Source organism: Pseudoxanthomonas sp. Root65 (genome assembly GCF_001427635.1).
Lineage (GTDB): Bacteria > Pseudomonadota > Gammaproteobacteria > Xanthomonadales > Xanthomonadaceae > Pseudoxanthomonas_A.
This window is the reverse complement of record NZ_LMHA01000001.1, coordinates 1,586,613-1,612,729: the sequence shown is the minus strand read 5'-3', so window position 1 is coordinate 1,612,729 and position 26,117 is coordinate 1,586,613. Positions and strand designations below refer to the sequence as shown.

Annotated in this window: 21 protein-coding genes; 10 read left to right on the top strand and 11 right to left on the bottom strand. The window is 69.1% G+C overall.

The features are described from left to right. Positions 1–110: 110 nt before the first annotated feature. The 3 genes from ASD77_RS07050 to ASD77_RS07040 all read left to right on the top strand — a co-directional run bounded on the left by ASD77_RS07050 (position 111) and on the right by ASD77_RS07040 (position 4,923). Positions 111–704: a sigma-70 family RNA polymerase sigma factor gene (locus ASD77_RS07050; protein ID WP_082563159.1), complete on the top strand. Its 594-nt coding sequence runs from the start codon at positions 111–113 to the stop codon at positions 702–704. Further along, positions 682–1,740, top strand: a complete 1,059-nt coding sequence (locus ASD77_RS07045) for a FecR domain-containing protein (protein WP_055939329.1) — start codon at positions 682–684, stop codon at positions 1,738–1,740. Before ASD77_RS07050 ends, ASD77_RS07045 begins: the two co-directional genes overlap by 23 nt. Before the next feature lie 99 nt (positions 1,741–1,839). Then, complete coding sequence (locus ASD77_RS07040; RefSeq protein WP_055939326.1) at positions 1,840–4,923, top strand: TonB-dependent receptor; 3,084 nt, start codon at positions 1,840–1,842, stop codon at positions 4,921–4,923. Between the two features lie 541 nt (positions 4,924–5,464). On the opposite strand, the gene ASD77_RS07035 is transcribed toward ASD77_RS07040, so the two are convergent. Further along, on the bottom strand, positions 5,465–6,061 hold the full coding sequence (locus tag ASD77_RS07035) for a lysophospholipid acyltransferase family protein (RefSeq protein WP_055939323.1): 597 nt from the start codon (positions 6,059–6,061) through the stop codon (positions 5,465–5,467). Between the two features lie 4 nt (positions 6,062–6,065). Further along, positions 6,066–6,500 (bottom strand): alternative ribosome rescue aminoacyl-tRNA hydrolase ArfB, encoded by a 435-nt coding sequence (arfB, locus tag ASD77_RS07030; protein ID WP_055939320.1) that lies wholly within the window; start codon positions 6,498–6,500, stop codon positions 6,066–6,068. Positions 6,501–6,624: 124 nt separating this feature from the next. Between arfB and ASD77_RS07025 the strand changes: the two genes are divergently transcribed. Beyond that, positions 6,625–7,185 carry a DUF2059 domain-containing protein gene (locus tag ASD77_RS07025; protein WP_055939318.1) on the top strand — a complete coding sequence of 187 codons (561 nt, stop codon included), beginning with the start codon at positions 6,625–6,627 and terminating at the stop codon, positions 7,183–7,185. Between the two features lie 116 nt (positions 7,186–7,301). Here ASD77_RS07025 and ung read toward each other — a convergent pair whose 3' ends face one another. The 5 genes from ung to rhlB form a co-directional block, all read right to left on the bottom strand. Continuing rightward, positions 7,302–8,009: a uracil-DNA glycosylase gene (ung, locus tag ASD77_RS07020; protein ID WP_055939315.1), complete on the bottom strand. Its 708-nt coding sequence runs from the start codon at positions 8,007–8,009 to the stop codon at positions 7,302–7,304. A 16-nt stretch (positions 8,010–8,025) separates the two neighbouring features. Further along, on the bottom strand, positions 8,026–8,865 hold the full coding sequence (locus tag ASD77_RS07015; RefSeq protein WP_055939311.1) for a response regulator: 840 nt from the start codon (positions 8,863–8,865) through the stop codon (positions 8,026–8,028). 15 nt (positions 8,866–8,880) lie between these two features. After that, positions 8,881–9,825: a permease-like cell division protein FtsX gene (ftsX, locus tag ASD77_RS07010; RefSeq protein ID WP_055939308.1), complete on the bottom strand. Its 945-nt coding sequence runs from the start codon at positions 9,823–9,825 to the stop codon at positions 8,881–8,883. Next, entirely contained in the window at positions 9,822–10,508 is a 687-nt protein-coding gene (ftsE, locus tag ASD77_RS07005) for a cell division ATP-binding protein FtsE (RefSeq protein WP_055939305.1), read from the bottom strand. The genes ftsX and ftsE overlap by 4 nt, the downstream gene beginning before the upstream one ends. 103 nt (positions 10,509–10,611) lie before the next feature. Continuing rightward, positions 10,612–12,300: an ATP-dependent RNA helicase RhlB gene (gene rhlB, locus ASD77_RS07000; RefSeq protein ID WP_055939302.1), complete on the bottom strand. Its 1,689-nt coding sequence runs from the start codon at positions 12,298–12,300 to the stop codon at positions 10,612–10,614. Between the two features lie 225 nt (positions 12,301–12,525). Here rhlB and trxA point away from each other — a divergent pair, with 225 nt between their 5' ends. Both trxA and rho read left to right on the top strand, forming a co-directional pair. After that, entirely contained in the window at positions 12,526–12,867 is a 342-nt protein-coding gene (trxA, locus tag ASD77_RS06995; protein ID WP_055939299.1) for a thioredoxin TrxA, read from the top strand. Between the two features lie 214 nt (positions 12,868–13,081). Further along, entirely contained in the window at positions 13,082–14,779 is a 1,698-nt protein-coding gene (rho, locus tag ASD77_RS06990; RefSeq protein WP_055939296.1) for a transcription termination factor Rho, read from the top strand. A 75-nt stretch (positions 14,780–14,854) separates the two neighbouring features. Here rho and ASD77_RS06985 read toward each other — a convergent pair whose 3' ends face one another. Beyond that, a complete protein-coding gene (locus tag ASD77_RS06985; protein WP_162247608.1) occupies positions 14,855–15,703 on the bottom strand; it encodes an energy transducer TonB in 849 nt (282 codons plus the stop codon). A gap of 58 nt (positions 15,704–15,761) precedes the next feature. Next, entirely contained in the window at positions 15,762–16,628 is an 867-nt protein-coding gene (locus tag ASD77_RS06980) for a TonB family protein (protein ID WP_055939291.1), read from the bottom strand. A gap of 72 nt (positions 16,629–16,700) precedes the next feature. On the opposite strand from ASD77_RS06980, the gene ASD77_RS06975 reads away from it, so the two are divergent. After that, positions 16,701–18,494, top strand: a complete 1,794-nt coding sequence (locus ASD77_RS06975) for a monovalent cation:proton antiporter-2 (CPA2) family protein (RefSeq protein WP_055939289.1) — start codon at positions 16,701–16,703, stop codon at positions 18,492–18,494. Here the strand turns inward: ASD77_RS06975 and ASD77_RS06970 are convergent. Beyond that, on the bottom strand, positions 18,491–21,730 hold the full coding sequence (locus ASD77_RS06970; RefSeq protein WP_235578514.1) for an ankyrin repeat domain-containing protein: 3,240 nt from the start codon (positions 21,728–21,730) through the stop codon (positions 18,491–18,493). The genes ASD77_RS06975 and ASD77_RS06970 overlap by 4 nt on opposite strands. A 49-nt stretch (positions 21,731–21,779) precedes the next feature. After that, positions 21,780–22,037 carry a YcgL domain-containing protein gene (locus ASD77_RS06965; RefSeq protein WP_055939283.1) on the bottom strand — a complete coding sequence of 86 codons (258 nt, stop codon included), beginning with the start codon at positions 22,035–22,037 and terminating at the stop codon, positions 21,780–21,782. Between the two features lie 187 nt (positions 22,038–22,224). Between ASD77_RS06965 and ASD77_RS06960 the strand changes: the two genes are divergently transcribed. From ASD77_RS06960 to hemF, 3 genes are read left to right on the top strand one after another with little or no spacing between them, the layout of a single operon-like run. Next, a complete protein-coding gene (locus ASD77_RS06960) occupies positions 22,225–24,567 on the top strand; it encodes a S9 family peptidase (RefSeq protein ID WP_055941131.1) in 2,343 nt (780 codons plus the stop codon). A gap of 6 nt (positions 24,568–24,573) precedes the next feature. After that, positions 24,574–25,140, top strand: a complete 567-nt coding sequence (locus ASD77_RS06955; RefSeq protein WP_055939280.1) for a hypothetical protein — start codon at positions 24,574–24,576, stop codon at positions 25,138–25,140. Between the two features lie 10 nt (positions 25,141–25,150). Beyond that, the gene (hemF, locus tag ASD77_RS06950) at positions 25,151–26,080 is read left to right on the top strand and encodes an oxygen-dependent coproporphyrinogen oxidase (RefSeq protein WP_055941130.1); all 930 of its coding nucleotides are present in this window, start codon (positions 25,151–25,153) and stop codon (positions 26,078–26,080) included. Positions 26,081–26,117 lie beyond the last annotated feature (37 nt).

Below are 26,117 nucleotides of genomic sequence, written 5' to 3'. Positions count from 1 at the left end.
CCAGGGTCGAAGGTCGCGGCAGGATGCCACGCACCGATGCCTTGTGGAGACGAAGCGACGCCCGTCTTCCCCCATGCGGATCGGCCCGCTGCTTGGGATACAGTGCGGCCATGCCCACCGAACTCGACGACTGGTTCGTCCGCGAAGTCCTCATCCACGAACGCGCGCTGGCGCTGTTCCTGCAGCGCGCGTGGCCGCACCGCGACGAGTGGCACGACCTGCGCCAGGAGGTCTACGCGCGCGTCTACGAAGCCGCGGCGCGCAACCGTCCGGACACGCCGAAGGCTTTCCTGTTCGCCACCGCGCGCCACCTGATGACCGACCGCCTGCGCCGCAGCCGGGTGGTGTCGATCGAGCCAGTGGGTGATTTCGAGTCCTCGAACGTCTACCTGATCGACGAGGTGTCGCCCGAGCGGTGGACCGGGACCCGCCAGGCGCTCAAGCGCGTGGTCGAGGCCCTGGACCGGCTCCCCGACCGTTGCCGCGAAGTGGTGTGGCTGCGGCGCGTGGAGGAACTGCCGCAGAAGGACGTCGCCCGCCAACTGGGCATCAGCGAGAAGACCGTGGAAAAGCATTTGGCCAAAGGGATGCGCCTGATCGCCGACCATCTGTACGGCGGCGACGCCGTGCCTGCGCTGGACGGGCGACGTGCCCGGCCCGTCATGGACGAGGACGAGGCGCATGACCGACAGCAGACAGATTGAGGCACGGGCCGCCGACTGGCTGGCCCGCCGCGACGCGGACGACTGGACGGCGCAGGAGCAGCAGGCGCTCGATGCCTGGTTGGCCGAATCCGCACGGCACAAGGTCGCCTTCCTGCGCCTGCAGTCCGCCTGGGCCGAAGCCGGCCGACTGCAGGCGCTCGGCGCAGGCGTGCCGGCCGGCGCGCTGCCGCCGCGCAGCACGCCGATGGCCGAGGCGGACGACATGCCCACCGACGCCCGGCCGGACCTGCGCGACATCACCTTCGCGCCGCGCGAGCGCGGCAGCCACCGCCACCGGCGCTGGCCTCAGGGCGTGGCGGCGACGCTCGCGCTGCTGGCGCTCGGCTCGATCGCCTGGGGCGGCTGGCAACTGAGCGGCCGCGAACAGGCGGTTTACGCGAGCACGGTGGGCCAGATCCAGACGGTGACGCTGCCCGACGGCTCCATCGCCACCCTGAGCAGCGACAGCCGCCTGGATGTCCGCATCAGCCGTGGCGCACGGCACGTGGCGCTGGCCCAGGGCGAAGCCTTCTTCGATGTCGCGCACGACGCGCGGCGGCCGTTCGTGGTGGAAACCGAAGGCCGGCGCGTGCAGGCGGTGGGCACGCGCTTCTCGGTGCGCCGCGATCCGGACGCCGTGCGGGTGGTGGTGACCGAAGGCAAGGTGCGTCTGGAAAGCCGCGCAGGCCGCGAGGGTCCCGCGCAGCCGGTATCACTGCTGCCGGCCGGCAGCGTGGCCACCGCCGGCCGCAACGGCGTGCTCGTTCGCTCGCTGCCGGTGGCCGAGGCGGAGCGCTACCTGGAATGGCGCGACGGCTTCCTGACCTTCGACGACACCTCGCTGGCCGAGGCCGCCGCCGAGTTCAACCGCTTCAACACCCGCAAGCTGGAGCTGGGCGACGACGCCGTCGCCGACCTGCGCGTGGGCGGCAACTTCCGCTGGTCCAATGCCGAAGGTTTCGCGCACCTGCTGGAACAGGGATTCCCGGTCCGCGCCGAACGGCGTGCGGACCGCATCGTCCTGTACTCGCGCTAGGTCACGCACGCCACGACGAAGGTCACGGGGGGATTTGCGTGGTTCGTTCGTCCTGATAGCCAACAGGCGCCATTCCGAGCGCCCCCGGGGAGAGAGTCGATGCGGTATCCAGTGCGCGTCCTGCTGTTGAGCATGGCCTGTAGTGCGGCGCTCGCCGCGCAGGCCCAGGCGGCCCCCGGCCGCATCGACCTGCCTGCGGGCGAACTGACCACGGCGCTCAACACGCTGGCCAAGCAGTCCGGCACGCAGCTGGTGTATCGCGCCGACCAGTTGAAGGGTCGCCGCACCTCCGGCGTGCAGGGCGCCACCACCACCGACCAGGCCTTGGACCGGCTGCTGCAGGGCAGCGGTTTCCAGGCCAGGCGCGATGCCTCCGGTGCCGTGCTGATCGTGCAGGCCGACGCCAGCCCGCGGCGTGCACCGGCGCCGCGGCCCGCGCCCCAGGAGGCGCCTCCCGGTGGCGGCGCCGCGCAAGCCGAAGAACCCGTGACCCAGCTCGAGACCCTGCAGGTCACCGGTTCGCGCATTCCCCGCGCGCAGATCGAGGGACCGGCGCCGATCACGGTGGTGACGGCCGAACAGATCCAGGCGGCCGGCTTCACCTCCGTGCCCGACGTGCTGCGCTCGCTCAGCCAGAACAGCGGCAGCGTGCAGGGGCAGCAGAACACCACCAGCGCCCAGTCGACGCCCGGCGCGCAGGCGGTCGACCTGCGTGGCCTCGGCCCCAACCACACCCTGGTCCTGATCAACGGGCGACGCACCGCGGACTTTCCGCTGCCGCTCAATGGCCGCAGCAACTTCACCGACATCGGCAACATCCCGCTCGGCATGATCGACCGCATCGAAGTGCTGACCGGCAGCGCCTCGGCCGTCTACGGTTCGGATGCCATGGCCGGCGTCATCAACTTCATCCTGAAGAAGTCGACCGACGGCACCATCATCGACTACCGCTACGGCGACACCGAGCGCGGTGGCGGCGAGTCGCATCGGCTGACGCTGACCGCCGGCTTCGAGCGCGACGACTTCAGCGGCATCGTCGGCCTGGAACTGCTGGACAAGCGCCCGCTGTGGGGCTTCGAGCGCGAGAACCAGGATTCCACCCTCGATGCGCCGACACCGCGCCGGCAACTGCCGCGGCTCACTGCCCAGCGTTACGACTGGGACGACGAGATCAACATCGCGCCGGCCGACAACTGCGCGGCCATGGCCGGCCTCAACGACGGCACCACCGTGCTGGCCGAAGACCGCTTCGGCGAGCCGTACTGCGGCAGCGAGCGCGCCATCGCGTATCGCACCATCCAGAACGAGCGCAAGGGCTTCACCGCGTACGGCTCGTTCGAGTACCGCTTCTCGGACAGCCTGTCGTGGTTCGCCGATGTCCAGCTCGGCCGCCAGGAAGTACGGCTGCTGACCGGCACCAACGGCAACGACGTGGTCAGCGACATCATGGGCTGGGAGTTCCACGACCCCACCTCGACCGACAACAACGACAAGATCTTCTACAACGCCGTCACCGGCCACTACGAGATCTGGTCGCGGCAGTTCACGCCAGAAGAGATCGGCGGCCTGCGCAACCGCATGAACGTCACCACCCAGAAGACGTTCGCCGTCACGACCGGCCTGCAGGGCGCCTTCGGCGACAGCTGGAACTGGGAAGCGGCCTACAACCACTCGCAGTACAACGCCGACGTTGGCATGCCCCGCATTCGTGCGGCGGCGGCCAACCGCCTGTTCCTGGGCGAACAGCAGGGCTACGACGCCGATGGCTACGCGATCTTCAGCCCGGACCCGACGCGCCTGTTCACGCCGCTGACGCAGGCTGAGTTCGCCTCCATCGCCGCGATGTCGACCTTCCGGCCCAAGGCCGACAACGACACCCTCAGCTTCACCGTCGACACGCCCGCCCTGTTCTCGATGCCGGCCGGCGACGTGGGCTTCGCAGGCGCCATCGAGTACGGCCAGCAGTCGTACGAGATCAACCCCGATCCGCTCGCGCTGACCGCCGATGCCTATTACGGCCCGCGCTACGGCGACGGCAGCGGCGACCGCGACCGCTGGAGCGTGGCCGGCGAGTTCCGACTGCCGCTGCTGTCTTCGCTGCAGGCCAGCCTGGCCGGTCGCTACGATCGCTACGAGTACGGCAACAAGAACCCCGGCAAGTTCACCTACAGCGCCGGCCTGGAATGGCGCCCGCTCGACACCCTGCTGGTACGCGGCTCCTACGGCACCGGCTTCCGCGCCCCGGACATGCACTACCTGTTCGCCGGCGACGACTACTACCGCACCCTGTCGACCGACTACTACCAGTGCCGGACCGACGAGCCCGGCTTCAGCGATGCCGACTGCTACGACGACGGCACCTGGGACATCAACACGTTCGACGTCTACACCGGCAACATCGACCTGGATGTGGAGACGAGCAAGTCGTTCTCGGCCGGTTTCGTCTGGTCGCCGTTCGCCAACTTCGACCTGGCCGTGGATTACTACAAGATCCGCGTATCCAACCAGGTGCAGACCCAGAGCCGCGAACAGCTGCGCATCGACGAGGCGAACTGCCGCCTCGGCACCACCGAAAGCGGCGCGCCGGTCGACATCGCCTCGCCGACCTGCGTGGATGCGCTGGCGCGCGTCATCCGCGATACGGATGGCGACATCACCAGCGTGCGCTTCGCACCGATCAACATCGCCAACGAAGAAACCACCGGCATCGACCTGACCGCCAACTACCGCCTGACCACCGCCAACGCGGGCGACTTCCGCTTCACCGGCAGCTACACCTGGACCGACACCCACACCCGCCAGCAGTACCCGGGCGACCCCGAAGAGGACATGCTGGACCTGAGCTTCAGCGCCACCACCCTGCCGCGCAACAAGGGCAACCTGGCGATCAGCTGGGATCGCGACAAGGTCGGCCTGAGCTTCTTCGGCAACTACCTGGGTCAGGTGGCGAACTACAACAACGATGCCTGGACCGGGTCCACCTGGCGTTTCAACGGCGGTGCGCGCTTCGACATCAACGACCACCTGCGCCTGTCGCTGAGCATCAACAACCTGCTGGACAAGATGCCGCCGCGCGATGCCACGTGGGCGAACTATCCGTACTACGACACCTCCTGGTTCGACTCCATGGGCCGCAGCTATTTCGTGCAGGTCACCTGGAAGCTGGGTGGCGAAGCGCTGTAAGCCTGCTCCGCCGCATCAGCGAAAAGGCCCACCGCAAGGTGGGCCTTTTCTTTGCAGAGGGAAATCCCTGACAACGCAGCCACCGTTGAACTTCACCCCGTCATCCCAGCGCACGCTGGGATCCATTGCGCTTTTGCTGTTTCACGGCGCCTCGAGCGTTCTGTCGAGATTTCGTCGAAAGCCGGCCTCTGGCGCAGAACCGCAGAATCAACATGGGTCCCAGCGTGCGCTGGGACGACGTTGCTTCACCATCCCGGCGGCATTCAACCGCCGAAGGCTGGTCAAGCCGGGACCCAGCGTCCCTGCATAACGCAATCACCAATCCTGCAGCGTACCGGACACCCCGACGCCGTCATCCCAGCGCACGCTGGGATCCATTGTGCTTTTGCTGTTGCACGGCGGCCTCAAGCGTTCGTCGAAACGTCGCCGAAGTCCAGCCACTGACGCAGAACCGCAGAATCAACATGGGTCCCAGCTTGCGCTGGGACGACGTTGCTTCATGATCCCGGCGGCGCAGGCGACCAGGCCCATCACCCGCGCCTCACACCGTGCCGCGATTCTTCCCCTGCCACGGCTGGTACCACGCGCGGATCGCGGCCATGTCGACTTCCATGTTGCCGGTCGGGTAGTACACGTCGCCGATGCCGATGGTCTTCTCGGGATAGTGGAAGTACGCCATCAGGATCGGCACCTGCGCCTGGTGGGCGATCTTCAGAAAGCCGCCCTTCCACTTGTCCACGCGCTTGCGCGTGCCTTCGGGTGTCAGTGCGAACCACATCTTCTCGGACTGCCGCAGCATGCGCACCGCCTGCTCGACCGTGCCCTGCGGCGAACTGCGGTCCACCGGCACCACGCCCAGCTTGCGCAGCAGCGGCGACAACGGCCACCAGAACAGCTGCGCCTTGCCCAGCACCCGCACCTGGAAACCCATCGCGATCTTCGCCGCCATGCCCCAGATGCCGTCCCAGTTGGACGAGTGCGGCGCCACGATCATCACCAGCTTGGGGATGTCCGGCAGCGTGCCGGTCATCTTCCAGCCGAACATGCGCAGGAAGGTGCGCCCCATCCAGCGGGTGAACCGGTTGGGCGGCACCTGCGGCATGTTCGGCGGGATGCGCGGAATGATGTCGTTGCTCAAACACTTACTCCCAATGGCTTTTCTGCGATCGACCGCGCTTGATGTCGCTGCGCCCGCGCTTGGCGTCTAGCCGTCGCGCCTTGGCCGCACGCGAGGGTTTGGTGGCGACACGCTTCTTCGGCACCACCAGCGCGGCGGCGATGATGCCGGCCAGGCGCTCGCGGGCGTCCTGCCGGTTGCGGTCCTGGGTGCGGAAGCGCTGCGCATCGATCACCAGCACGCCGTCGTCGGTCAGGCGCCGGTCGCTTCGTGCCAGCAGGCGCTCGCGCAGCGCCTCGGGCAGCGAGGGCGAGCCGGCTACGTCGAAGCGAAGCTCCACCGCCGTCGCCACCTTGTTGACGTTCTGTCCGCCGGCACCGCTCGCACGCACGAAGCGTTCGACCAGTTCGTCGTCCGGAATCGCCAGCGTCGGCGTGATCTCGAGTGCGGTGCTCCCCATGCGGCGGATTGTAGTCAGGATAGGCGACGGTTCGTAGCGTGCGGCCGCAGGATCGGCGCCAGTTAACGTCTGATTTACTCCCCGGCAGGCACCCTGTGCCCCCGCTCCATGCCACCCGCACTGCATGATCGCCTCTTCGCTGACCGCGGCCCGCCGGCTTGCCCGCCTTCTCCTCGTCATCGTCGCGCTGGCCTTTGCCGGCACCGCCTTCGCGGCTGAACCGTCGGACGCCGACATCGACCGCCTGCTCAAGGCGTCGCGTGCCGAGAGCCTGCTGGCGGGTATGGTTCCGCAGATGGAGGCCGTGCAGCAGCAGGAATTCGACAAGCATTTCGCCGGCCAGGAAATGACCGGGGAACAGAAGGCCGAGGTCGCCCGCATCCAGGCCAAGACCCAGGAGATCATCCGCAAGGCGCTGTCGTGGGAACAGATGCGGCCGGTGTACCTGGATGTCTACAAGAAGACCTACACGCGCGAGGACGTGCGCGCGATCAGCAAGTTCTACGAAAGCGCCGCCGGCCAGCGCATGCTCGACAAGAACCCGGCCCTGATGCAGAACATCATGAGCGCCGTGCAGCAGAAGATGGTGCCGATGCTGGAAGAACTGCAGGCCGAGATCAGGAACATCCCGGTCACCCCGCCCCCGCCGGTCTCGCCGCCGCAGAAGCGTCGCCGTACGCGTTGACGCCGGACCCAGGATCCTCGACTGTGGGAGCGACGTAAGTCGCGATGATCTACCGGTAAAGCCTCATCGCGACTTACGTCGCTCCCACATCGAACTGCACGACAGCATGTGCTCGCTTAGAGCACCAGCTGATCGCGCGGCGGCAGCCGCCAGTCGATGGGCGTCCTGCCGCGCTGGGCGAGGTATTGATTGGTCGCGCTGAAGTGCCCGCAGCCCAGGAAGCCGCGATGCGCCGACAGCGGCGAGGGGTGCGGCGCACGCAGCACGCGGTGGCGGCGCGTGTCGATCACCTTGCCCTTGGCCTGCGCGTAGCTGCCCCACAGCAGGAACACCAGATCCTCGCGCTCGCGCGCCAGCGTCTCGATGGCGTGGTCGGTGAAGCCTTCCCAGCCGTTGCCCTGGTGCGCGCCCGCGCGACCGTCTTCCACCGTCAGCACCGCATTGAGCAGCAGCACGCCCCGCCGAGCCCATGGCAGCAGGCAGCCATGGTCCGGCGGCGCGATGCCGAGGTCGGCGTTGATTTCCTTGTAGATGTTCAGCAGCGACGGCGGCACCGGCACGCCCGGCAGCACCGAGAAGCACAACCCGTGCGCCTGGCCGGCACCGTGGTAGGGATCCTGCCCCAGGATCACCACCTTCACCGCATCGAACGGGGTGGCGTCGAACGCCGCGAAGATCTGCGGTCCCGGTGGATAGATGCGCGCGCCCGCCGCCTTGCGCTGGCGCAGGAATGCGGACAGCTCGCGCATGTCCGGCCGCTGCAGCCAGTCCCCGATGTGCGCCTTCCACGAAGGCTCCAGCCTGATGCGATCGTCGTCGGTCATGCGCGTGGCGTAAGGCTCAGACCAGGCTGCGCGATTCGTCCATGCGCGCCAGGCGCAGCTGGAACAGCACCTTGGTCACCAGCAGGCGTTCGGCGATCGGCTTGAGCACCAGGTCGTTGGCGCCCGCCTGGAGAAGCTCGGCCTGGTTGTCGCGGTTGCTGTCGCCGGTCATCACCAGGATCGGCAGGCGGCGCTTGCCGTAGGCGAAATCCACGCGGATGCGCTGCACGATGTCACGACCGCTCAGTTCGCCCTTCAGGATCACGTCGGTCAGCACCAGGTCGAACTTGTGCGTGGACAGGCCCAGCGACTCGGCGGTGAGCAGCGCGAAGGCATCCTCCGCCCGCAGCACGTGCACCACGTTGAGCGACTGCCGCTCCAGCATGCGCTTGGTGGTTTCGGCCACCACGCGGCTGTCCTCGATGTAGAGGATGGTGGCGCCGGTCACCGGCTCGGGCTGCACGTAACCGCGGATGAAGGTCGCCAGCGCCTCGTGTCCCAGCGCCTTGTCGAAATAGTCGGTGACGTACTCGGTGAAGCGGCGCTCTTCCAGATGCTGCTGCGCATCGCCGGACACCACGATGACCGGCACGTAGGCCTGGCCCGACGCTTCGCGCACGCTGCGCGCGATCTCCAGCCCGTCGCCGTCCGGCAGCGCCAGCGCGGTGGTGACCAGATGCACTTCGCCCGCCGCCAGCGCTTCGCGCGCCTCGGCGATGCTGGCGCAGCCGATCACCTGCACACCCGGCAGGTCGCGCTGCAGCACGTCGGCAATCAGCTTGCGGACCAGCTTGGACCCGTCCACCACCATCACGCGGGGCGCGTCGCTGATCAGATGCCGGAGCTCTTGGGCCATGAAGATGCGCGGGGGTCAGGTGGCAGTCGGGCGAGTCTGACGCAAGAAGTGGCCTGTCACCAGCCATGCGCCCAGCCAGCCGATCAACGTGGCCGCTGCCACGACCGCCGTCGCACCGGCGGGATCCAGCCCGACCAGCACGAACGGGCTGCCATAGCTGCGCGCCAGCGCCGCCAGCGGCGCCCGCAATGCCAGTGCCGCCAGCGTCAGCAGCCCCAGCACCAGCGCGCCTGCCGCCAGGCCGTACCACGCGCCCAGGTAGACGAACGGGCGGCGGATGAAGCCATCGCTGGCGCCGAGCAACTGCAACACACCGATTTCCTCGCGCCGCGACTGGATGTCCAGGCGCACGGTGTTGCCGACGACCAGCAAGGCGCCCAGCCCGAACAGCGCCGCGAGCACCCAGACCAGGCGCTTGCCGAAGCCCATCCAGCCGGCGAGTCGCTCGCGCCAGGCGGCATCGTGCTGCAGCAGGTCGGTCTCGGGCAGCGCTTCCAGCGCGGCGACCAGTCGCGCTTCGTCGCCTTCGGGCACCACCACCAGCAGGCTGGGCAGTGGATTGCCGTCCAGCAGGTCGAGCGAACCGGCCAGGCCGCTGCGCTCGCGGAATTCCGCCAGGCCCTGTTCGGGCGTGCGCAGTTCGACGCGGGCGACATCGTCGCGACTGCGCAGCGATTCCGCCAACGCCTGCGCGCGCGCCACCGGCGTGTCCGGCGTCAGGAACAGGTCGATCTCGCGCGACTGCTGCACATCGCCGGCGAAATGGCCGATGTTCTGCAACGCCAGCCACAGGCCCAGCGGCAGCACGAACGCCACCGCCATCACGCCGATCGTCAGCAACGTCGCCCACGGCCGACGCACGGTGCGGCCCAGGCTGGAAACGAAGCTGTAGAGATGCTGGTCGAGCCAGATGCCGAACCCGGAACGCGCCTGCGCGCGGCTGTTCTTCGCGTCGCTCATTCGGCCAGGTCCGCCGGGGAAATGTCGTCGACCAGCTTGCCGTGGTCGAGGATCAGCACGCGCTTCTTCATCCGCTTGAGCAGCGACAGGTCGTGACTGACGACCAGCACGCTGGTGCCGCGCTCGGGCATGGAAGCGAACAGCGACATGATCTCCGCCGCCAGCGTCGGGTCGAGGTTGCCGGTCGGTTCGTCGGCCACCAGCAGGCGCGGCTCGGCGACGATGGCGCGCGCGATGCCGACGCGTTGCTGCTCGCCGGCGGACAGCTGCGTGGGCAGGGCCTTCTCGCGATGGCCCAGGCCCAGGCGCGCCAGCACTTCGCGCACGCGCTTGCCGATGTCGTTGCGGCGGTCGCCGCGCAGGATCAGCGGCAGCGAGACGTTTTCCATCACCGTGCGGTCGGTGAGCAGGCGATGGTCCTGGTAGACCGCGCCCACCTCGCGCCGGTGCAGCGGAATGCGGCCGCCGCGCACCTTCAACAGGTTGCGGCCGGCGAACAGGACCGCGCCGCGGCTGGGCCGCTCGCTCAGGTGGATCAGCTTCAGCAGCGTGCTCTTGCCCGCACCGGAGTGGCCGGTGACGAACAGCATCTCGCCCTCGGCCACCTCGAAACTGACGTCCTCCAGCGCCGCATGGCCGCCGGGGTACTGCTTGCTGACGTTTTCGAATCGAAGGACGCTCATGTGCCTCGATTATGCCGGAGCGATCAAGACGCTGGCGATGCCGGCGCGCAAAGAAAAAGCCGGGACATGCCCGGCTTCTTCTCGATACGCAGTGCGGCGCGGCTCAGCCGCCCGACACCAGCGAACGGATCTTGCGGCCCAGCCTGGTCAGGAAGCCCGCACTGTCGTCGGCCGGCGTCGGCGCGGCCACGGGTTTCGCGGCGACCGGCGTGGCGTTCGCCACCGCACCCTCGGCACCCTCCAGCGGACGGCCATGGCGACGGCGGCGACGCTTGCGCGGCTTGCGCTCGCCTTCCGGCAACGCGGCCGTCTCGGAACGCGGCACAGGCACCGCAGGCGCCACCGGTGCGGCGACGGCGGCGACCGCCTCGCCTTCGGCACGCGGCGGACGTGGTGCGCGCGGCGGACGCGGCTTACCATCGGCCGAACGCGGACCTTCGCGGCGACCGCCCTCGCGACGACCGGCGCCCGCCGATCCACCGGGCTTGCGACCACCGCCACGACGCTCTTCGTCGGCCGCCTTCTGTTCGCGCGCTTCGCGGAAGATCTGGCCGATGCTTTCTTCTTCGTCGTCGCCCTCGCCGGCCACCGGCTTCGGACGCTCGGGACGCGGCAGCGCCGTCAGCAGCTCGGCGGTGACCGGCTCGGACGGGATCTTCTGCTCGATGTACGCCTCGATGTCGGGCAGCGACATCGCATAGCGCTCGCAGGCGAAGCTGATCGCGTCGCCCTCGGCGCCGAGGCGCGCGGTGCGGCCGATGCGATGCACGTAGTCCTCGGCATCGAACGGCAGGTCGTAGTTGAACACATGCGACACGCCGTCGATGTGCAGGCCGCGCGCGGCAACGTCGGTGGCCACCAGCAGTTCCAGCTGGCCGGCCTGGAACTTCTTCAGCAGCGACTCGCGCTTCTTCTGCGGCACGTCGCCGGACAGCACGCCGACGCGGTAGCCGGCCCGCTCCAGCGCGCGCGCCACGCGCTCGACGAACGCCTTGGTGTTGACGAACACCATCGTGCGTGCGCCTTCGCTGCGCGACAGCAGGCCGATCAGCAGCGGGATCTTCTCTTCATCGGCCGGGTAGTACAGCTTCTGCCGCACCTTGGCCGCAGTGATGAACTCGGTCTCGACGACGAGCTTCTCCGGCTCGTTCATGTGCTCGTAGGCCAGCTCCAGCACGCGGTGCGACAGCGTGGCCGAGAACAGCAGCGTCTGCCGGGTGGTGCGCTCGGGCATGCGGCGCAGCAGGAAGCGGATGTCCTTGATGAAGCCCAGGTCGAACATGCGGTCGGCTTCGTCCAGCACGCACATCTCGCAGGCGTGCAGGCTGACCACCTTGTGCTGTTTGACGTAGTCGATCAGGCGGCCCGGCGTGGCGATGATGACGTCCACGCCCTGCTGCAGGATCTCGCGCTGCTTGTCGTAGTCCACGCCGCCGTACACCAGCGCGAAGCGCAGGCCGAGGTCGGCGCCGAACTTCACCGCATCCTTGTGGATCTGGATGGCCAGTTCGCGGGTGGGCGCCAGGATCAGCGCACGCGGGTCCTCGGGCTTGCGCTCGGCCAGCGCCGGGCGCGTCAGCAGGCGGTTCATCACCGCCACCAGGAACGCCAGCGTCTTGCCGGTACCGGTCTGCGCCTGGCCGGCGACGTCGCCGCCCGCCAGCGCGACCGGCAGCGTCATCGCCTGGATCGGCGTGCAACGGGAGAAACCTGCGCCTTCGAGACCGGCGAGCAGCGCCGGATGCAGGTCGAACGAAGAGAAAGTGATATCGGTTAACGGTTTGTCGCTCATGCCTTCTTCTTTGCGTCGCTGTGTTCCGCGCGCGTCTCGTATGAATGCGGTGGGTGTGCTTGCAACGGCCTGACCGGCGTCGCACACTGCGCCCCCTGTGCCGGGTTGCGCGACCACCTGGGAAACCTTGAAAAGGTCGCGGAACGCCCCAGTTTACCCCAATAGTGGTGGCCGTCCCGGCCCGAACCCGTCCGCGCCCGCCCGCGGACCCCGCAGGAGATCCCCGTGAGCGACAAAGTGACCCACGTCGGCGATGCCGATTTCGATGCTGCCGTGCTGCAGTCCGGCGAGCCGGTGCTGGTGGACTTCTGGGCCGAGTGGTGCGGCCCGTGCAAGATGATTTCGCCGGTCCTGGACGAGCTGGCCGAGACCTACGGCGGCAAGCTGAAGGTCGCCAAGGTCAACGTGGACGAGAACCGCGCCACCGCCATCAAGTACCACGTCCGCTCCATCCCGATGCTGCTGCTGTTCAAGGATGGCCAGATCCAGGCCACCCAGATCGGCGCCGTCGGCAAGGGCCAGCTGACCCAGATGATCGACAAGGCCCTGGGGACCCAAGCCGCCTGATGCCCCGCCAGGCCCCCGCCCGCGCGGGGGCCCAGGCTGAATCCGCTTGAACCCGTCGCCCCCGCACGGCTTGCCGCCCTTTCGGGCCGGTGGTAGTGTCGAACCCGAAATCCGGCGCAGGGGATGCGCCGCACCCATCTGATCTGACCACCCACTCTTCACTTCACCCCGCCGCCGCAACGCCGGCGCTCGCCACCTAGCGAGGAATCGCACCTTGTCCGACAGCAGCAACGAAACCGGCGCTCCCGCCGAGAAGCGCGTGCGCAAAGCCCGTGCCCCGAAAGCCCCGTCCGCCGATGGCGCCCCGGCGTCCGCCGAGCGCGCACCCGATCCGGCGCCGCAGCTTCCGCTGCCGCCCGTCGCGACCGAACGCCCCCCTGCACCCGCACCCGCACCATCCCACGACGGCGGCGGCGACGCCCAGGCTCCGCAGGCCCAGGGCGGCGGCCAGTCGCAGGAAAGCGGCGAGGCGCGCGACGGCAACCGCTTCAATAACGGCAACAACAACAACCGCCGCGACCGCTTCCGCAACCGCCGCGAGCGCAACCGCGATCGCCCGGGCAACGACGGCATGCCGCAGGACGCCAACGGCGGTGGCAATGAAGTCTTCGTTCCGCGCATGATGCCGAACGTGCCCGAAGGCTTCCCGCAGTATTCGCTGGGCGACCTCAAGCGGATGCCGGCGCCCAAGCTGCTGGACATCGCCGAGCAACTGAACATCCAGGAAGGCGTCGCCCGCGCCCGCAAGCAGGACGTGATCTTCGCCCTGCTGAAGGTGCTGACCCGCCACGGTGAAGGCGTGGCCGCCGATGGCGTGCTGGAAATCCTGCCGGACGGCTTCGGCTTCCTGCGCGCGGCCGAGGCCAGCTACCTGGCCGGCCCGGACGACGTCTACATCAGCCCCAGCCAGATCCGCCGCTTCAACCTGCGCACCGGCGACCACCTGGCCGGCCGCATCCGCTGGCCGAAGGACGGCGAGCGCTACTTCGCCCTGTCGACCATCGACACGATCAATGGCGAGCCGCTGGAAGCGTCGAAGAACAAGGTGCTGTTCGAGAACCTGACGCCGTTGTTCCCGCGCCGCCGCTTCACCCTGGAGCGCGGCAACGGTTCGTCGGAAGACATCGCCGGCCGCATCCTCGACCTGATGGCGCCGCAGGGCAAGGGCCAGCGCGCGCTGATCGTGTCGCCGCCCAAGGCCGGCAAGACGATCATGATGCAGCAGATCGCCACCGCCATCACCACCAACCACCCGGACGTGCACCTGATCGTGCTGCTGGTGGACGAGCGTCCGGAAGAAGTCACCGAGATGCAGCGCACCGTGCGCGGCGAAGTGGTGTCGTCGACCTTCGACGAACCGGCCGCCCGCCACGTGCAGGTCGCCGAGATGGTGATCGAGCGCGCCAAGCGCCTGGTCGAGCACAAGAAGGACGTGGTGATCATGCTGGACTCGATCACCCGCCTGGCCCGTGCCTACAACAACGTCGTGCCCAGCTCCGGCAAGGTGCTGACCGGCGGCGTGGACGCCAACGCCCTGCACCGCCCGAAGCGTTTCTTCGGCGCGGCGCGCAATGTGGAAGAAGGCGGTTCGCTGACCATCATCGCCACCGCGCTGGTCGAAACCGGCAGCAAGATGGACGAGGTGATCTACGAAGAGTTCAAGGGCACCGGCAACAGCGAAGTGCACCTGAACCGTCGCATCACCGAGAAGCGCGTCTATCCGGCCATCGACATCAACCGCTCGGGCACGCGCCGCGAGGACCTGCTGATCGAGCCGGAGCTGCTGCAGAAGATCTGGATCCTGCGCAAGCTGCTGCACCCGATGGACGAGATCGCGGCGATGGAATTCCTGCTGGACAAGATGAAGAACACCAAGTCCAACGACGAGTTCTTCAGCTCGATGAAGCGCTGATCCGGCGACGGAGAGGCGAAAGAAAACGCCCCGCGATGCGGGGCGTTTTCGTTTTCTGGACCGCACCGACCGCGGTTACGAGCCGCTGTCGAGGGGCGTCAGCAAACGCAAACCATCCTTGCCAAGTTGGCGTGGCTGGCCTGCCGCCATCGCCTCGGGCGATGTCTCGGCGAGGTCCGGATCCACCCAGCCAGCCTTTTCCTTGGGGCCGGGGATGTAGCCGATCCAGCGGCCATAGCTTGGCCGCTGCGTTCCCATGTTGAAGTCCACCGGAACGCGCACCGACCAGAATTCCGCGTCCACGTCGTCACCGCGCGTGGGGGGCGCGAACTGCCACTTCCTGGCGGCGGCAATCGATGCCTGTGCGAACATCTCGCGGAGTTTGACCATCATGTTTTCGGTGGTGACGACGCGCAGGTTCACTTGCTCGGCCACTACGTCCTGCACATTCCCGTCGCGCCCGACCTTGACGATCAGGTACACGGTCCCCTGCGCGCCGCCTTGCGCCGCCGCTCGCGGGTAGCGCGGTGGATCCATCTTCCGACTGGCGACCTCGTAGCCCTCTTCCGTGGACTGAGGGTAGAAGCTTGTCGCCTGTATCCGCATGAGGAAGTTGTCGTCGTCCAGCTTCTTCGCCACCAGCAGCAGACTCATGTTGTTCCGCAGGCTGACCGGCTTGCCATCCACCTTGGGCGGCTCGAACGTCCAGCCGTCCAGGTTACGGCGCACGAACGTTTCGACGCCTGCGGGCAGCTTGTCCGGGTCCTTGAGCGTGTAATCGGCGATCTCGCCTCGTTCGTCCACCGTGATCTCGCCGTGCACCAGCAGGCTGGCTTCAAGCTGCTTGCGGACCGCGCCGGCGCCCTGCGCCTGCGCCAACGCCGAGAACACCATCAATCCCATTGCCATCCACGTGCGCATCATCGTTTTTCTCCTTTCGTCTTTTCGGACATTCCGTTCTTCACACAACCCACTACGTAGGTCACGCCCCATCCAGCGGCGTCAGCAACTTCGGGCCACGATGGCCACCCGCCAGACGGATGCCGCCCTCGGCCAGCGCATCGGGCGAGAAGCCGGGGGCGTCTTCGTCGGGCGCCCAGTCGGGTCGCGTCCGCGGGCCGGGCACATAGACCTGCCACTCGCCGTAGGGCAGCAGGCCGGTGAAGTTGAAATCGACCGGCACGCGGACGATCCAGTGCGGCTGCGATGCCTGCTCGCCCGCGGTCGGCGGCGCGAACGTCCAACCGCGCGCCGCAGCCATCGCGGCACGGGCCAGGCGGTCGCGGTGACGGTTCATCTGCGGCTCGCTGGCCACGAAGCGCAGGTTGACCTGTTCGGTGGAGACGTCGCCGACGGTGCCGTCGCGCGCGACCTTGACCAGTAGGTACACCGTGCCCTGCACGCCCTCCTCCGCGGCGCTGGTCGGATACCCCGGCGGCTTCATCTGGCGGGCCGCGATGCGCTCGGCTTCCGGCAGGACCGTGTCGTCGCTGAAGTCGGCGCCTCGGATGGAGACGGACATCTGACCGCCACCGATCGTCTTGCCGACCAGCAGTGCACTCACCCGGGTCAGCGCGCGATGCGGCACGCCGTCGACCACGACGGGCTCGAAGCGCCAGCCCGCGATGTTCTGGCCGACGAACGCGGCGATACCCTTCGGCAGTTTCTCCGGCGTATCCAGATCGACCGCCTCGACGCTGCCGTCCGTGGCGATGGTGATCGCTCCGGTCACCCGCATGCTGGCTTCCACCTGCTTGCGCACGCCGCCCGGCCCCTGTGCCGATACTGCCGGCGCCCAGGCCAGCATCACCGCCAGCCAGCACAGCATCCACGCAGCGCGTTGCTTCATGTGTCCTCCTCGATCCCTGGAAGAGGGCCGCTCCGGCCCGGTCGCCCGCATACTATCGCCACGAGGTGATGCATGCACGGTAGTGGTCTGGAGTTGGCGCTGGTGTTCCTGCTGGCCGCGGTGATCGCGGTGCCGGTGTTCAAGCGCTTCGGCTTGGGCGCGGTGCTGGCCTATCTGGTGGCCGGCGTGGTGCTGGGGCCGGACGGGCTGGCGCTGGTGCGGGATGCGGACCGCATCCTCAACGCCGCCGAGATCGGCGTGGTGATGATGCTGTTCGTCATCGGCCTGGAACTGTCGCCGTCGCGGCTGCGGGTGATGCGCAAGCCGGTGTTCGGCGCGGGCGGGTTGCAGGTGCTGTTGAGTGCGCTGCTGCTGGGCGGCCTGGCGATGGCGTTCGAACACCACTGGAAGACGGCGCTGGTGATCGGCCTGGGCCTGGCGTTGTCGTCCACCGCGGTCAGCCTGCAGTTGCTGTCCGAGCGCAAGGAACTGACCAGCGAGCACGGCCGCCTCGGCTTCGCGATCCTGCTGTTCCAGGACCTGGTGGCGATCCCGCTGCTGGCCGCCATTCCGCTGCTCGGTGGCGCCAAGAACGAGACGCTCACCTGGACGATGGTGTTCCATGCCGTCGGTGCGATCACCGTGGTGATCCTGGGCGGCCGGCTGGTGCTGCGGCACCTGTTCCGCGTCGTCGCGCGCACGCGCATGCCGGAGGTGTTCACCGCCACCGCGCTGCTGGTGGTGCTGGGCATCGCCTGGTTCATGCAGTTGGCCGGCCTGAGTGCGGGCCTGGGCGCGTTCCTCGCCGGCGTGCTGCTGTCGGATTCGGAATTCCGCCACGAACTGGAATCGCAGATCGACCCGTTCAAGGGCCTGGCACTTGGCCTGTTCTTCATCGCCGTCGGCATGGACATCGACCTGGATGCGGTGGCGGCGCAACCCGAGCTGATCGCGGCCGGCGTGCTGACCCTGCTGACGGTGAAGTTCGCGCTGCTGTTCGGCGTGGGACGCTGGCCGGGCCGGCTGGATCCGCGCGGTGCGCTGATGCTGGCGGGCACGTTGTGGCTGGGCGGCGAGTTCGCGTTCGTGGTCTTCAGCGAAGCAGCGCGGGTGCAACTCATGGGGGTCGAGTTGCGCAACCAGCTGACCGCCATCGTCGGCCTGTCGATGGCGCTGACGCCGCTGCTGCTGCTCGGCCTGCATCACGTGCTGGCCGGGGTGAAGCGTCCGACCGCCTCGACGCGCCAGTACGACGAGATCCCGGACGAACAGCCGCAGGTGCTGATCGCGGGCATGGGCCGGTTCGGCCAGATCGTCGCGCGCCTGCTGACCGCGCAGCGCATTCCGTTCGTCGCGCTGGAGCACAGCCCGGACACCGTCGACACGCTGCGGCGGTTCGGCAACATCCGGCTGTACTACGGCGACCCGACGCGACCGGACCTGCTGAGGGCGGCCGGCGCGCAGCACGTGAAGGTGTTCGTCATCGCGATGGACGAGCCGGACACCAACATCAAGGCGACGCGTCTGATCCGCCGCATGTATCCGGAGGCGCGCGTGCTGGCGCGTGCGCGCAACCGCCAGCATGCGTGGCGGTTGATGGATCTCAGCGCGGAGGCCTATCGCGAGACGCTGGGATCCAGCCTGGAGATGGCCCAGCAGGTGCTGGTGGAGCTGGGCCTGCCGCCGGAAACAGCCGCCGAGCACACCCGCCGTTTCCGCCAGCACGACGAGAAGCTGTTGCGGGCGCAGTACCTGGTCTACGACGACGACGGGGCGGTGATCCAGACCGCGCGCGATGCGGTCGGCGATCTGGAGAAGTTGCTGGAAGCCGACGCGACCGGCGAGGACTTGCCGCCCGCGCGCTAGCCGCGGTCGCGCAGGAAGCGCGCCATCGACGCGCCCGCGCCCGGCGTGGCCGGCACGAACTCGGCCGCGACGTCGATGAAGCCGCGCATCACCGCGATCTCGCGCGGCGTGCGGTTCAAGGTATCGCGCAGTTCCGGATCGGCGCCGGCCCGCAGCAGGCGGCTGACCACGCGCAGCAGGCCATGCAGTGCCGCCAGGTGCAACGGCCCGAAGCCGCGCGGATCCTGCACGTCCAGCGATACGTCTTCATCGAGCAGGCGCTCCAGGCCGGCCAGCACGACCTCCTCGTCGCAGGCGGTGCCGGGTTCTGCACGCGCGCCCAACAGCAGCAGCAGCGGCGTCACCGCGCCGGCGGCGACCTGTTCGGATTCCGCGCCGGACAGCAGCAGCGTGTCCAGCAGCGCTAGCAGCCGCGGCTTCTCGCGCGCGGTGAAGCCGTAGAGCGCCGCGCAGTGCAGCGGCGTGAGCCCCTGCGCATCGCCGGCCTGCACGTTGGCGCCGGCGGTGATCAGGCGGGCGGCGATTTCCGGCAGGCCGAGCGCCGCCGCCAGCATCAGCACGGTGACGCCACCGGGCAGGCGATGTTCGATGTCGGCACCGGCCGCCAGCAGCGCACCGACGATCTCGACCTGGCGCATGCTCACCGCCGCCGACAGCGGAGTTGCGCCGGTGTTGGCGGCCCGCTGCGGATCGGCACCACGCGCCAGCAGCAGTTCGACGGTCGTGGCGGCACCGCCGCCGGCCGCGCGCAGCAGCGCCGTGCAGCCCTGCGCGTCCGGGGAATCGACATCGAAACCTAGGTCGAGCAACCGGCGCACGGCATCGCGGTCGCCAGCCATCGCGGCCGCCGGCAGGTCGGCCGGGCGCAGCGCGCGCCGTGGCAGCGACCAGACGCGCCAGTCGAGCCAGTCGGCCAGGTCGCGACGACCGCACGCCAGCGCGACGCCCAGCGGCGTCTGGCCGTCGGCGGCGCGCGCATCCGGCGAGGCGCCCTTCGCGATCAACTGCTTCAGCGCGGCCTCGCGGCCGAGCACGGCCGCCAGGTGCAGCGCCGTCATGCCATGGCTGTCGCGCGCCTCGCGATCCACGCCGAGGTCGAGCAGGCGGTCGAGCAGACGTTGCCATCCCAGCCGTACCGCCAGCGACAGCGCCGGATCGCCCTGCGTAGAAGGCGCGAACGGATCGGCGCCGCGTTCCAGCAGGTCCAGCGCACAGGATTCCAACGTCCGCGCCGCCTGGTCGTCCGCCGCGCAGGCCGCCATGAAGCGGGCCAGTCCGCCCGCGCCCGCCGGCGAGGCGCCGCGTGCCAGCAGCGTGGCCAGCGCCGGTTGCCCGGCCGGTCCCTGTGCGAGCAGGGCGAACAGCACCGTGTCGCCCTGCGCATCGCGGCTGTCCGGGTCGGCGCCCTGGCGCAACAGCCATGCCAGCGGTGCCGGCCGGTGCATTTCCCTGTCGTGCAGCAGCGCGCCGAGTTCCTCGCGCGAGCTCAGTCGCGCCAGGGCATCCAGGCCATCGAACTGCCCGCTCGCCAGACCTTCGCGCAGCAACGCGGCAGGGGCACGGTCGGCCGGTGTTTCGTCTTCGGCGGTCGCCACCGCGGTCGGCAGCGCGTAGCCCGGGTCCAGTGCGGAGACCAACGCCCAGCGTCCGGCTTCGGCGGCGACATCGACCGCGCGACGGCCCTGCGTGTCGGCCGACGCGGGATCCACGCCCCACTCCAGCAGGCGGCGCACGACGACAGGCGAGGCCTGTTCGGCCGTGCAGGCCAGCATCAGCGCGTTGCGGCGGTCGCTGTCCACGGCATGGCGGTCGGCGCCTGCGTCGGCCAGCTTTTCCAGCACCGCCAGGCGCGCACCGCGCGCGGCATCCAGCCACGGCGTGCGCTGCTGGCCGTCGCGGGCGTGCACGTCGGCGCCGGCGGCCAACAGCGTGGTGGCGATGTCGGCATGGCCGGCGAATGCAGCCTCATGCAGGGCGCTGCGGCGCTGCGCATCGCGCGCATCCACCTTGGCCTTGTGCTTGAGCAGCAACTGGACGCCGGCGGGGTCGTCTTCTTCGGTGGAGGCCGCCGCCAGCAGCACCGGTTGCCCGCCCTGCGGATCGGGCCGCGCACCGCGCTCGAGCAGGAACTTCGCCAGTCGCCAGTTGCCGGCCACACAGGCCACGCCCAGCGGGGTGAGGCCGTCGTGGTTCAGCGCATCCAGTTCCGCCGCGGCGTCGCGCAGCAGGGCGACCACGCCGGGATCGGAGCTGCGGGCAGCATGGTGCAGCGGCGTGTTGCCCTCGGCATCGGCGATGCGCGGGTCGGCACCGTTGGCCAGCAGCGTGGTGACGGCGTCGGGCCGGCCATGCCAGCTGTCGCGCGTGGCCGCGAGCAGCGGGGTGACGCCGGCATGCGCATGGTTGAGGTCGACGCCGTGCGCGATCAGCGTGCGCAGCAGGCGCAGGTCGGGCAGCACCGCCGCCAGTGCGCCGAGGCTGCGCTGGTCGCGCGCGCTTTCGGCCGGCAGCGCATACGGGTCCGCGCCGGCTTCGATCAGTTCCAGCGCGCGGTCCACGCGACCGGAACGGGCGGCATCGAACAGGGCCTGTTCCAGATCGAACCCCTCGACGACCGCCTCACTGGCGGGCACTGCGAAGGCGTCGTCCTCGCGGTGGTCCGGCATCTCGACCACCGGCAGCACGCCCGCACCGTCGAGGCGCTGCACGCCCCAGTGCAGCACGGGCAGCAGCAGCGCATAGGCTACCGCCGTGCCGGCACGCGCCGCCTCGGGCAGCAGGCCGGGCCAGGCCAGGCAGAGTCCGCCGCCGACCGCGAGCGCCAGCAGGCTCGCCACGGCGAGGCCGCGCCAGGCATGGAAGTCGCGTTCGACCAGGCCACGCCAGTGTGCGGACAGTGCGCCGCCATCGCGTTCCAGCCCGTGCCACAGCGGCCAGGTCCGCCACAGCCCCACGATCACCGCACCGACCACCGCACTGACGCCCAGTGCCGCCGGCAGGCTGCCGCTGTCGCGCAACGAGGCCAGCGGCCAGGCCAGCAGCGCGGCGCTGCCGGCAAACGCGACCGCCCAGGCCAGCAGCAAGGCGGGCAGGTCTTCGCGCCACGCACGGGCGGGCGCCAGCACCCGCGTGCCGCGCAACCACGACACGCCCAGCGCGACCGCCGGTTGCGCCAGGCAGGCGGCGAGCGCCGCGAGCACGCCGCCGACCCAGCCGCCACCGGCAGCCAGCAGCATGCCGGCCAGGACGGCGGCGACGGCGATCGGGCGGGTCTGCAGGCGCGACTCAGGCATCGGGACGGACGCGGGGATCGAGCGGCGGCGGGAACTGCACATGGAAGCCGCGTGCCGCGAGGTTTTCGCGGACGACGGCGGCATCCTCGCGCGCCAGCTTGCGGTCGGGCGTCAGGGCCACTTCCAGCACGAACGACAACTCGCCCAACTGGCTGCGCAGCGGCTCCGGCACGAGGGTGAAATCATCGCGCTTCGCCAGGTAGACGAACGTGTCGGCCTTGCGCTGGCTCTTGTAGACGTAGGCTTGCATCCGCGCGTGTCGCGCCCCGCGTGTGGACAAGCGGGGATTGTGCGGGAAATGCGATAGGCGCGAAACCCGCACGCGTTCACGCCGGTGCATGACCATCGGCGGCCGGAACCGCGCGACGGGACTGGTAATCTTGGGCTCTTCACCTCGCACTAACGGATGCCCGATGCGCCCCGCCCTGCTCGCCTTGTTGCTGCCGCTCGCCCTCGCCGCCCCGGCGCACGCCCAGACGTCCGCGCCGCTGACGATCGAACAGGCCATGGCGGAACCGGACTGGATCGGGCCGCCGGTCGAACGCGCCTGGTGGACGTGGGACGGCAGGCAGGTGCAGTACGAACTCAAGCGCGATGCCAGCCAGGTGCGCGACACGTTCGAGCAATCGCTCGATGGCGGCGCCGCACGCCGCGTCGGCGATGACCAGCGCGCAGGACTGGATGCGGCCGGCCGGGTCTACGACGCCACCCGCCAGCGCATGCTGCTGACGCGCAACGGCGACCTGTTCGTACGCGACCTGCGCAACGGCGCGCTGACCCAGGTCACCCGCACCAACGAGGCCGAACAGCAGGCGCGCTTCGCCCGTGACGGCGCGGTGCTCTGGCGCACCGGGACACGCTGGTACCGCTGGACCGCCGGCAGCGGCACGTCGACGGTGGCCGAGCTCAAGGCCGAACGCGATCCGCTGGCCCCGCCGAAGGCCGACGCGCTGCGCGAGCAGCAGCTGCGCACCCTGCGCACGCTGGCCGACGACCGCGCCCAGCGCGAGGCCGCGCAGAAGCAGGCGGACGCCTGGCGCAAGGCCGACCCCACCCGCGCACCGACGCCGATCTACCTGGGCACCGAGGTCGAGATCGAATCCAGTTCGCTGTCGCCGAACGGCCGCTGGCTGCTGGTGGTGACGCGCAAGAAGGGCGCCGATGCCGGACAGGGCGGCAAGATGCCGCTGTACGTCACCGAATCCGGCTACGAGGAATTCCAGGACGTCCGCACCCGGGTGGGCCGCAATGCGCCGTTGCCGCACGCCCTGTGGCGCGTGGACCTGGCCGACGGCAGCGTCAAGCCGCTCGCGTTCGACCCGCTGCCCGGCATCGACCGGGACCCGCTCGCATCGCTGCGCAAGGCCGCCGGCAAGGAGCCGCTGAAGGGCAACCGCGACGTGCGTGTGGAAGGCGGTCGCGACGGCGACGCGGTGGCGTGGACGAACGATGGCAACCAGGTCGCCGTGCAGGTCCACGCCGTGGACAACAAGGATCGCTGGATCGCCACCGTCGACCTGCCAGGCGCCAGGCTGCAGCCACGCCATCGCCTGACCGATGAGGCGTGGATCAACTGGAGCTTCAACGAGTTCGGCTGGCTGCCGGACAACCGGACGCTGTGGCTGCTATCCGAAGAATCAGGCTATTCGCACCTGTACACCGCCAGCGGCACGGAGAAGTTCCGCGCCCGCACGACCGGCAAGTGGGAGGTTTCCGAACCGGAAATCGCGCCTGACGGCAACGGCTTCCTGTTCCTGTGCAACCGCGACTGGCCGGGCGACTACGAAGTCTGCAGGCTGGACCTTGCGGCCAACCAAGTCAGCGAGGTCACGGCTCTGGACGGTGTCGAGGGCTTCAGCGCGTCGCCCGATGGTCGCCAGTTGCTGGTCCGCCATTCGCGCAGCTACACGCCCGCCCAGCTGTCGGTCGTCGGCATGGACGGCGGCCAGGCCAGGCCACTGACCGACACCCGCACGGCCGCGTTCAAGGCGCGCGAGTGGATCGAACCGCAGTACGTGCAGGTGCCGTCGAAGCACGGCGCCGGCGTGGTGTGGGGCAAGTACTACGGCCCGAAGACGATGGAACCGGGCAAGCGCTATCCCATCGTGATGTTCGTGCACGGCGCGGGTTACCTGCAGAACGTCACCGCGCGCTATCCCAACTACTTCCGCGAGCAGATGTTCCACCACCTGCTGGTGGAGCGCGGCTACATCGTGCTCGACCTGGACTACCGCGCCAGCGAGGGTTACGGCCGCGACTGGCGCACCGCGATCTACCGCAACATGGGCCATCCCGAACTTGAGGATTACCTGGACGGCCTGGACTGGCTGGTCGAGCAGAAGCAGGGCGACCGCGACCGCGCCGGCATCTACGGCGGCAGCTACGGCGGCTTCATGACGTTCATGGCGCTGTTCCGCGAACCCGGCACGTTCAAGGCCGGCGCCGCGTTGCGTCCGGTGGTGGACTGGACCCAGTACAACCACGAGTACACCAGCAACATCCTCAACACGCCGGAGCTGGACCCGGAGGCCTACCGCACCTCGTCGCCGATCGAGTACGCCGCCGACCTGCAGGACCACCTGCTCATCGCCCACGGCATGATCGACGACAACGTGTTCTTCAAGGATTCGGTGGTGCTGACGCAGAAGCTGATCGAACTGCGCAAGGACAACTGGGAACTGGCGGCGTATCCGCTGGAGCGCCATGGCTTCACCCGCTCTGACTCGTGGCTGGACGAGTACAAGCGCGTGCTGAAGCTGTTCGAGCAGAACCTGAAGTAAGCAGTGATGTCCACGCCGGCCACCGCCGCGCCGTCGGCCTTCGTCACCGTCACGGCGAAGGTGTCGATCGCGCTGGGCGTCCTCGCCACGCTGTACGCCGTGCTGCAGGTGATCGCGGCGCTGGTCCTGCTCGAGCAGGTGGATACCGGCGCGGTGCTGGGCTTCCTGGCCACCCAGCCGATCCCCGCGCCCGCGCTGTGGGTGCTTACCCACCTGACGACGATCGCGGTCGGCGTCCTCGTGGTCAGCCTCGCGTTCCTGGCGGTGTCGGTCGGGCTGCTGCGCCGGCGGGCGTGGGGCTGGTGGGGCTTCGTGCTGTTCATGGTGCTGGGCGCGGCGGTCAACTTCGCCGGCATCGCGGTGATCGACGCGACGTTCTCCTGGGTACAGGCGCTGCCAGGACAGCCAGGGCTCGCGCAACTGCAGCAGGAACTCGCGGCGCTGCACACGCTGATGTTGGCCACCCTGTGGGTGAGCGCGCTGGTGTTCGCTGCGCTGCACGGACTGGTGGTCTGGCAACTGTGCAGGCCGGGCGTGCGGGCGGAATTCGGGCTGCTCCGGACGCCCCGGTAGAATGCGCGGCATGAACGACATCACGCCCGTCCGCGATTATCTGACCGACCTGCAGGACCGCATCTGCGCCGCCATCGAAGCCGCCGATGGCGGCGCGCGCTTCCGCGAGGATGCCTGGGCGCGTCCGCTCGGCGATCCCTCGCCGATCCGCGGCGGTGGCCGCACGCGCGTGCTGCGCGACGGCGCCGTATTCGAGCAGGCCGGCATCGGATTTTCCGACGTATCCGGCGACCGGCTGCCGCCGTCCGCCTCCGCCCATCGCCCGGAACTTGCCGGCGCCTCGTGGCGTGCGGTGGGCGTGTCGCTCGTTTTCCATCCGCGCAATCCGCACCTGCCCACCACGCACGCCAACGTGCGCCACTTCCGCGCCGAGCGCGAGGGTGAGACCGTGGCGTGGTGGTTCGGCGGCGGCTTTGACCTGACGCCGTTCTATCCGGTCGACGAAGACGTGCATCACTGGCATCAGACCGCACGCGACCTGTGCGAGCCCTTCGGTGGGCAGGCGCGTTACGACGCGCACAAGCGCTGGTGCGATGAGTACTTCTTCCTCAAGCACCGCAACGAGACCCGCGGCGTGGGCGGGCTGTTCTTCGACGACCTGAGCGAGGATATGGAGCGCGACTTCGGTTATCTGCGCGCCGTCGGCGACGGCTTCCTCGATGCCTACCTTCCCATCGTCGCGCGCCGCAAGGACACCCCGTACGGCGAGCGTGAGCGGCAGTTCCAGCTCTACCGTCGCGGCCGCTACGTCGAATTCAACCTGGTCTACGACCGCGGAACGCTGTTCGGCCTGCAGAGCGGTGGCCGCGCCGAGTCCATCCTGATGAGCCTGCCGCCGCTGGTGCGCTGGGAGTACGGCTACGCACCGGAGGACGGCAGCGATGAGCAGCGGCTGGCGGACTACCTGCACCCGCGCGACTGGCTAGCCGAACGGGCCTGAGCTTGTTTTTGTGGGAGCGACGTAAGTCGCGAAGGTT

Coding starts and splice junctions, on each gene's coding strand:
- ASD77_RS07050 (WP_082563159.1), top strand. CDS start 111: ATGCCCACCGAACTCGACGACTGGTTCGTCCGCGAAGTCCTCATCCAC.
- ASD77_RS07045 (WP_055939329.1), top strand. CDS start 682: ATGACCGACAGCAGACAGATTGAGGCACGGGCCGCCGACTGGCTGGCC.
- ASD77_RS07040 (WP_055939326.1), top strand. CDS start 1,840: ATGCGGTATCCAGTGCGCGTCCTGCTGTTGAGCATGGCCTGTAGTGCG.
- arfB (WP_055939320.1), bottom strand. CDS start 6,500: ATGGGGAGCACCGCACTCGAGATCACGCCGACGCTGGCGATTCCGGAC.
- ASD77_RS07025 (WP_055939318.1), top strand. CDS start 6,625: ATGATCGCCTCTTCGCTGACCGCGGCCCGCCGGCTTGCCCGCCTTCTC.
- ung (WP_055939315.1), bottom strand. CDS start 8,009: ATGACCGACGACGATCGCATCAGGCTGGAGCCTTCGTGGAAGGCGCAC.
- ASD77_RS07015 (WP_055939311.1), bottom strand. CDS start 8,865: ATGGCCCAAGAGCTCCGGCATCTGATCAGCGACGCGCCCCGCGTGATG.
- ftsX (WP_055939308.1), bottom strand. CDS start 9,825: ATGAGCGACGCGAAGAACAGCCGCGCGCAGGCGCGTTCCGGGTTCGGC.
- ftsE (WP_055939305.1), bottom strand. CDS start 10,508: ATGAGCGTCCTTCGATTCGAAAACGTCAGCAAGCAGTACCCCGGCGGC.
- rhlB (WP_055939302.1), bottom strand. CDS start 12,300: ATGAGCGACAAACCGTTAACCGATATCACTTTCTCTTCGTTCGACCTG.
- ASD77_RS06985 (WP_162247608.1), bottom strand. CDS start 15,703: ATGATGCGCACGTGGATGGCAATGGGATTGATGGTGTTCTCGGCGTTG.
- ASD77_RS06980 (WP_055939291.1), bottom strand. CDS start 16,628: ATGAAGCAACGCGCTGCGTGGATGCTGTGCTGGCTGGCGGTGATGCTG.
- ASD77_RS06975 (WP_055939289.1), top strand. CDS start 16,701: ATGCACGGTAGTGGTCTGGAGTTGGCGCTGGTGTTCCTGCTGGCCGCG.
- ASD77_RS06970 (WP_235578514.1), bottom strand. CDS start 21,730: ATGCTGCTGGCTGCCGGTGGCGGCTGGGTCGGCGGCGTGCTCGCGGCG.
- ASD77_RS06965 (WP_055939283.1), bottom strand. CDS start 22,037: ATGCAAGCCTACGTCTACAAGAGCCAGCGCAAGGCCGACACGTTCGTC.
- ASD77_RS06955 (WP_055939280.1), top strand. CDS start 24,574: ATGTCCACGCCGGCCACCGCCGCGCCGTCGGCCTTCGTCACCGTCACG.
- hemF (WP_055941130.1), top strand. CDS start 25,151: ATGAACGACATCACGCCCGTCCGCGATTATCTGACCGACCTGCAGGAC.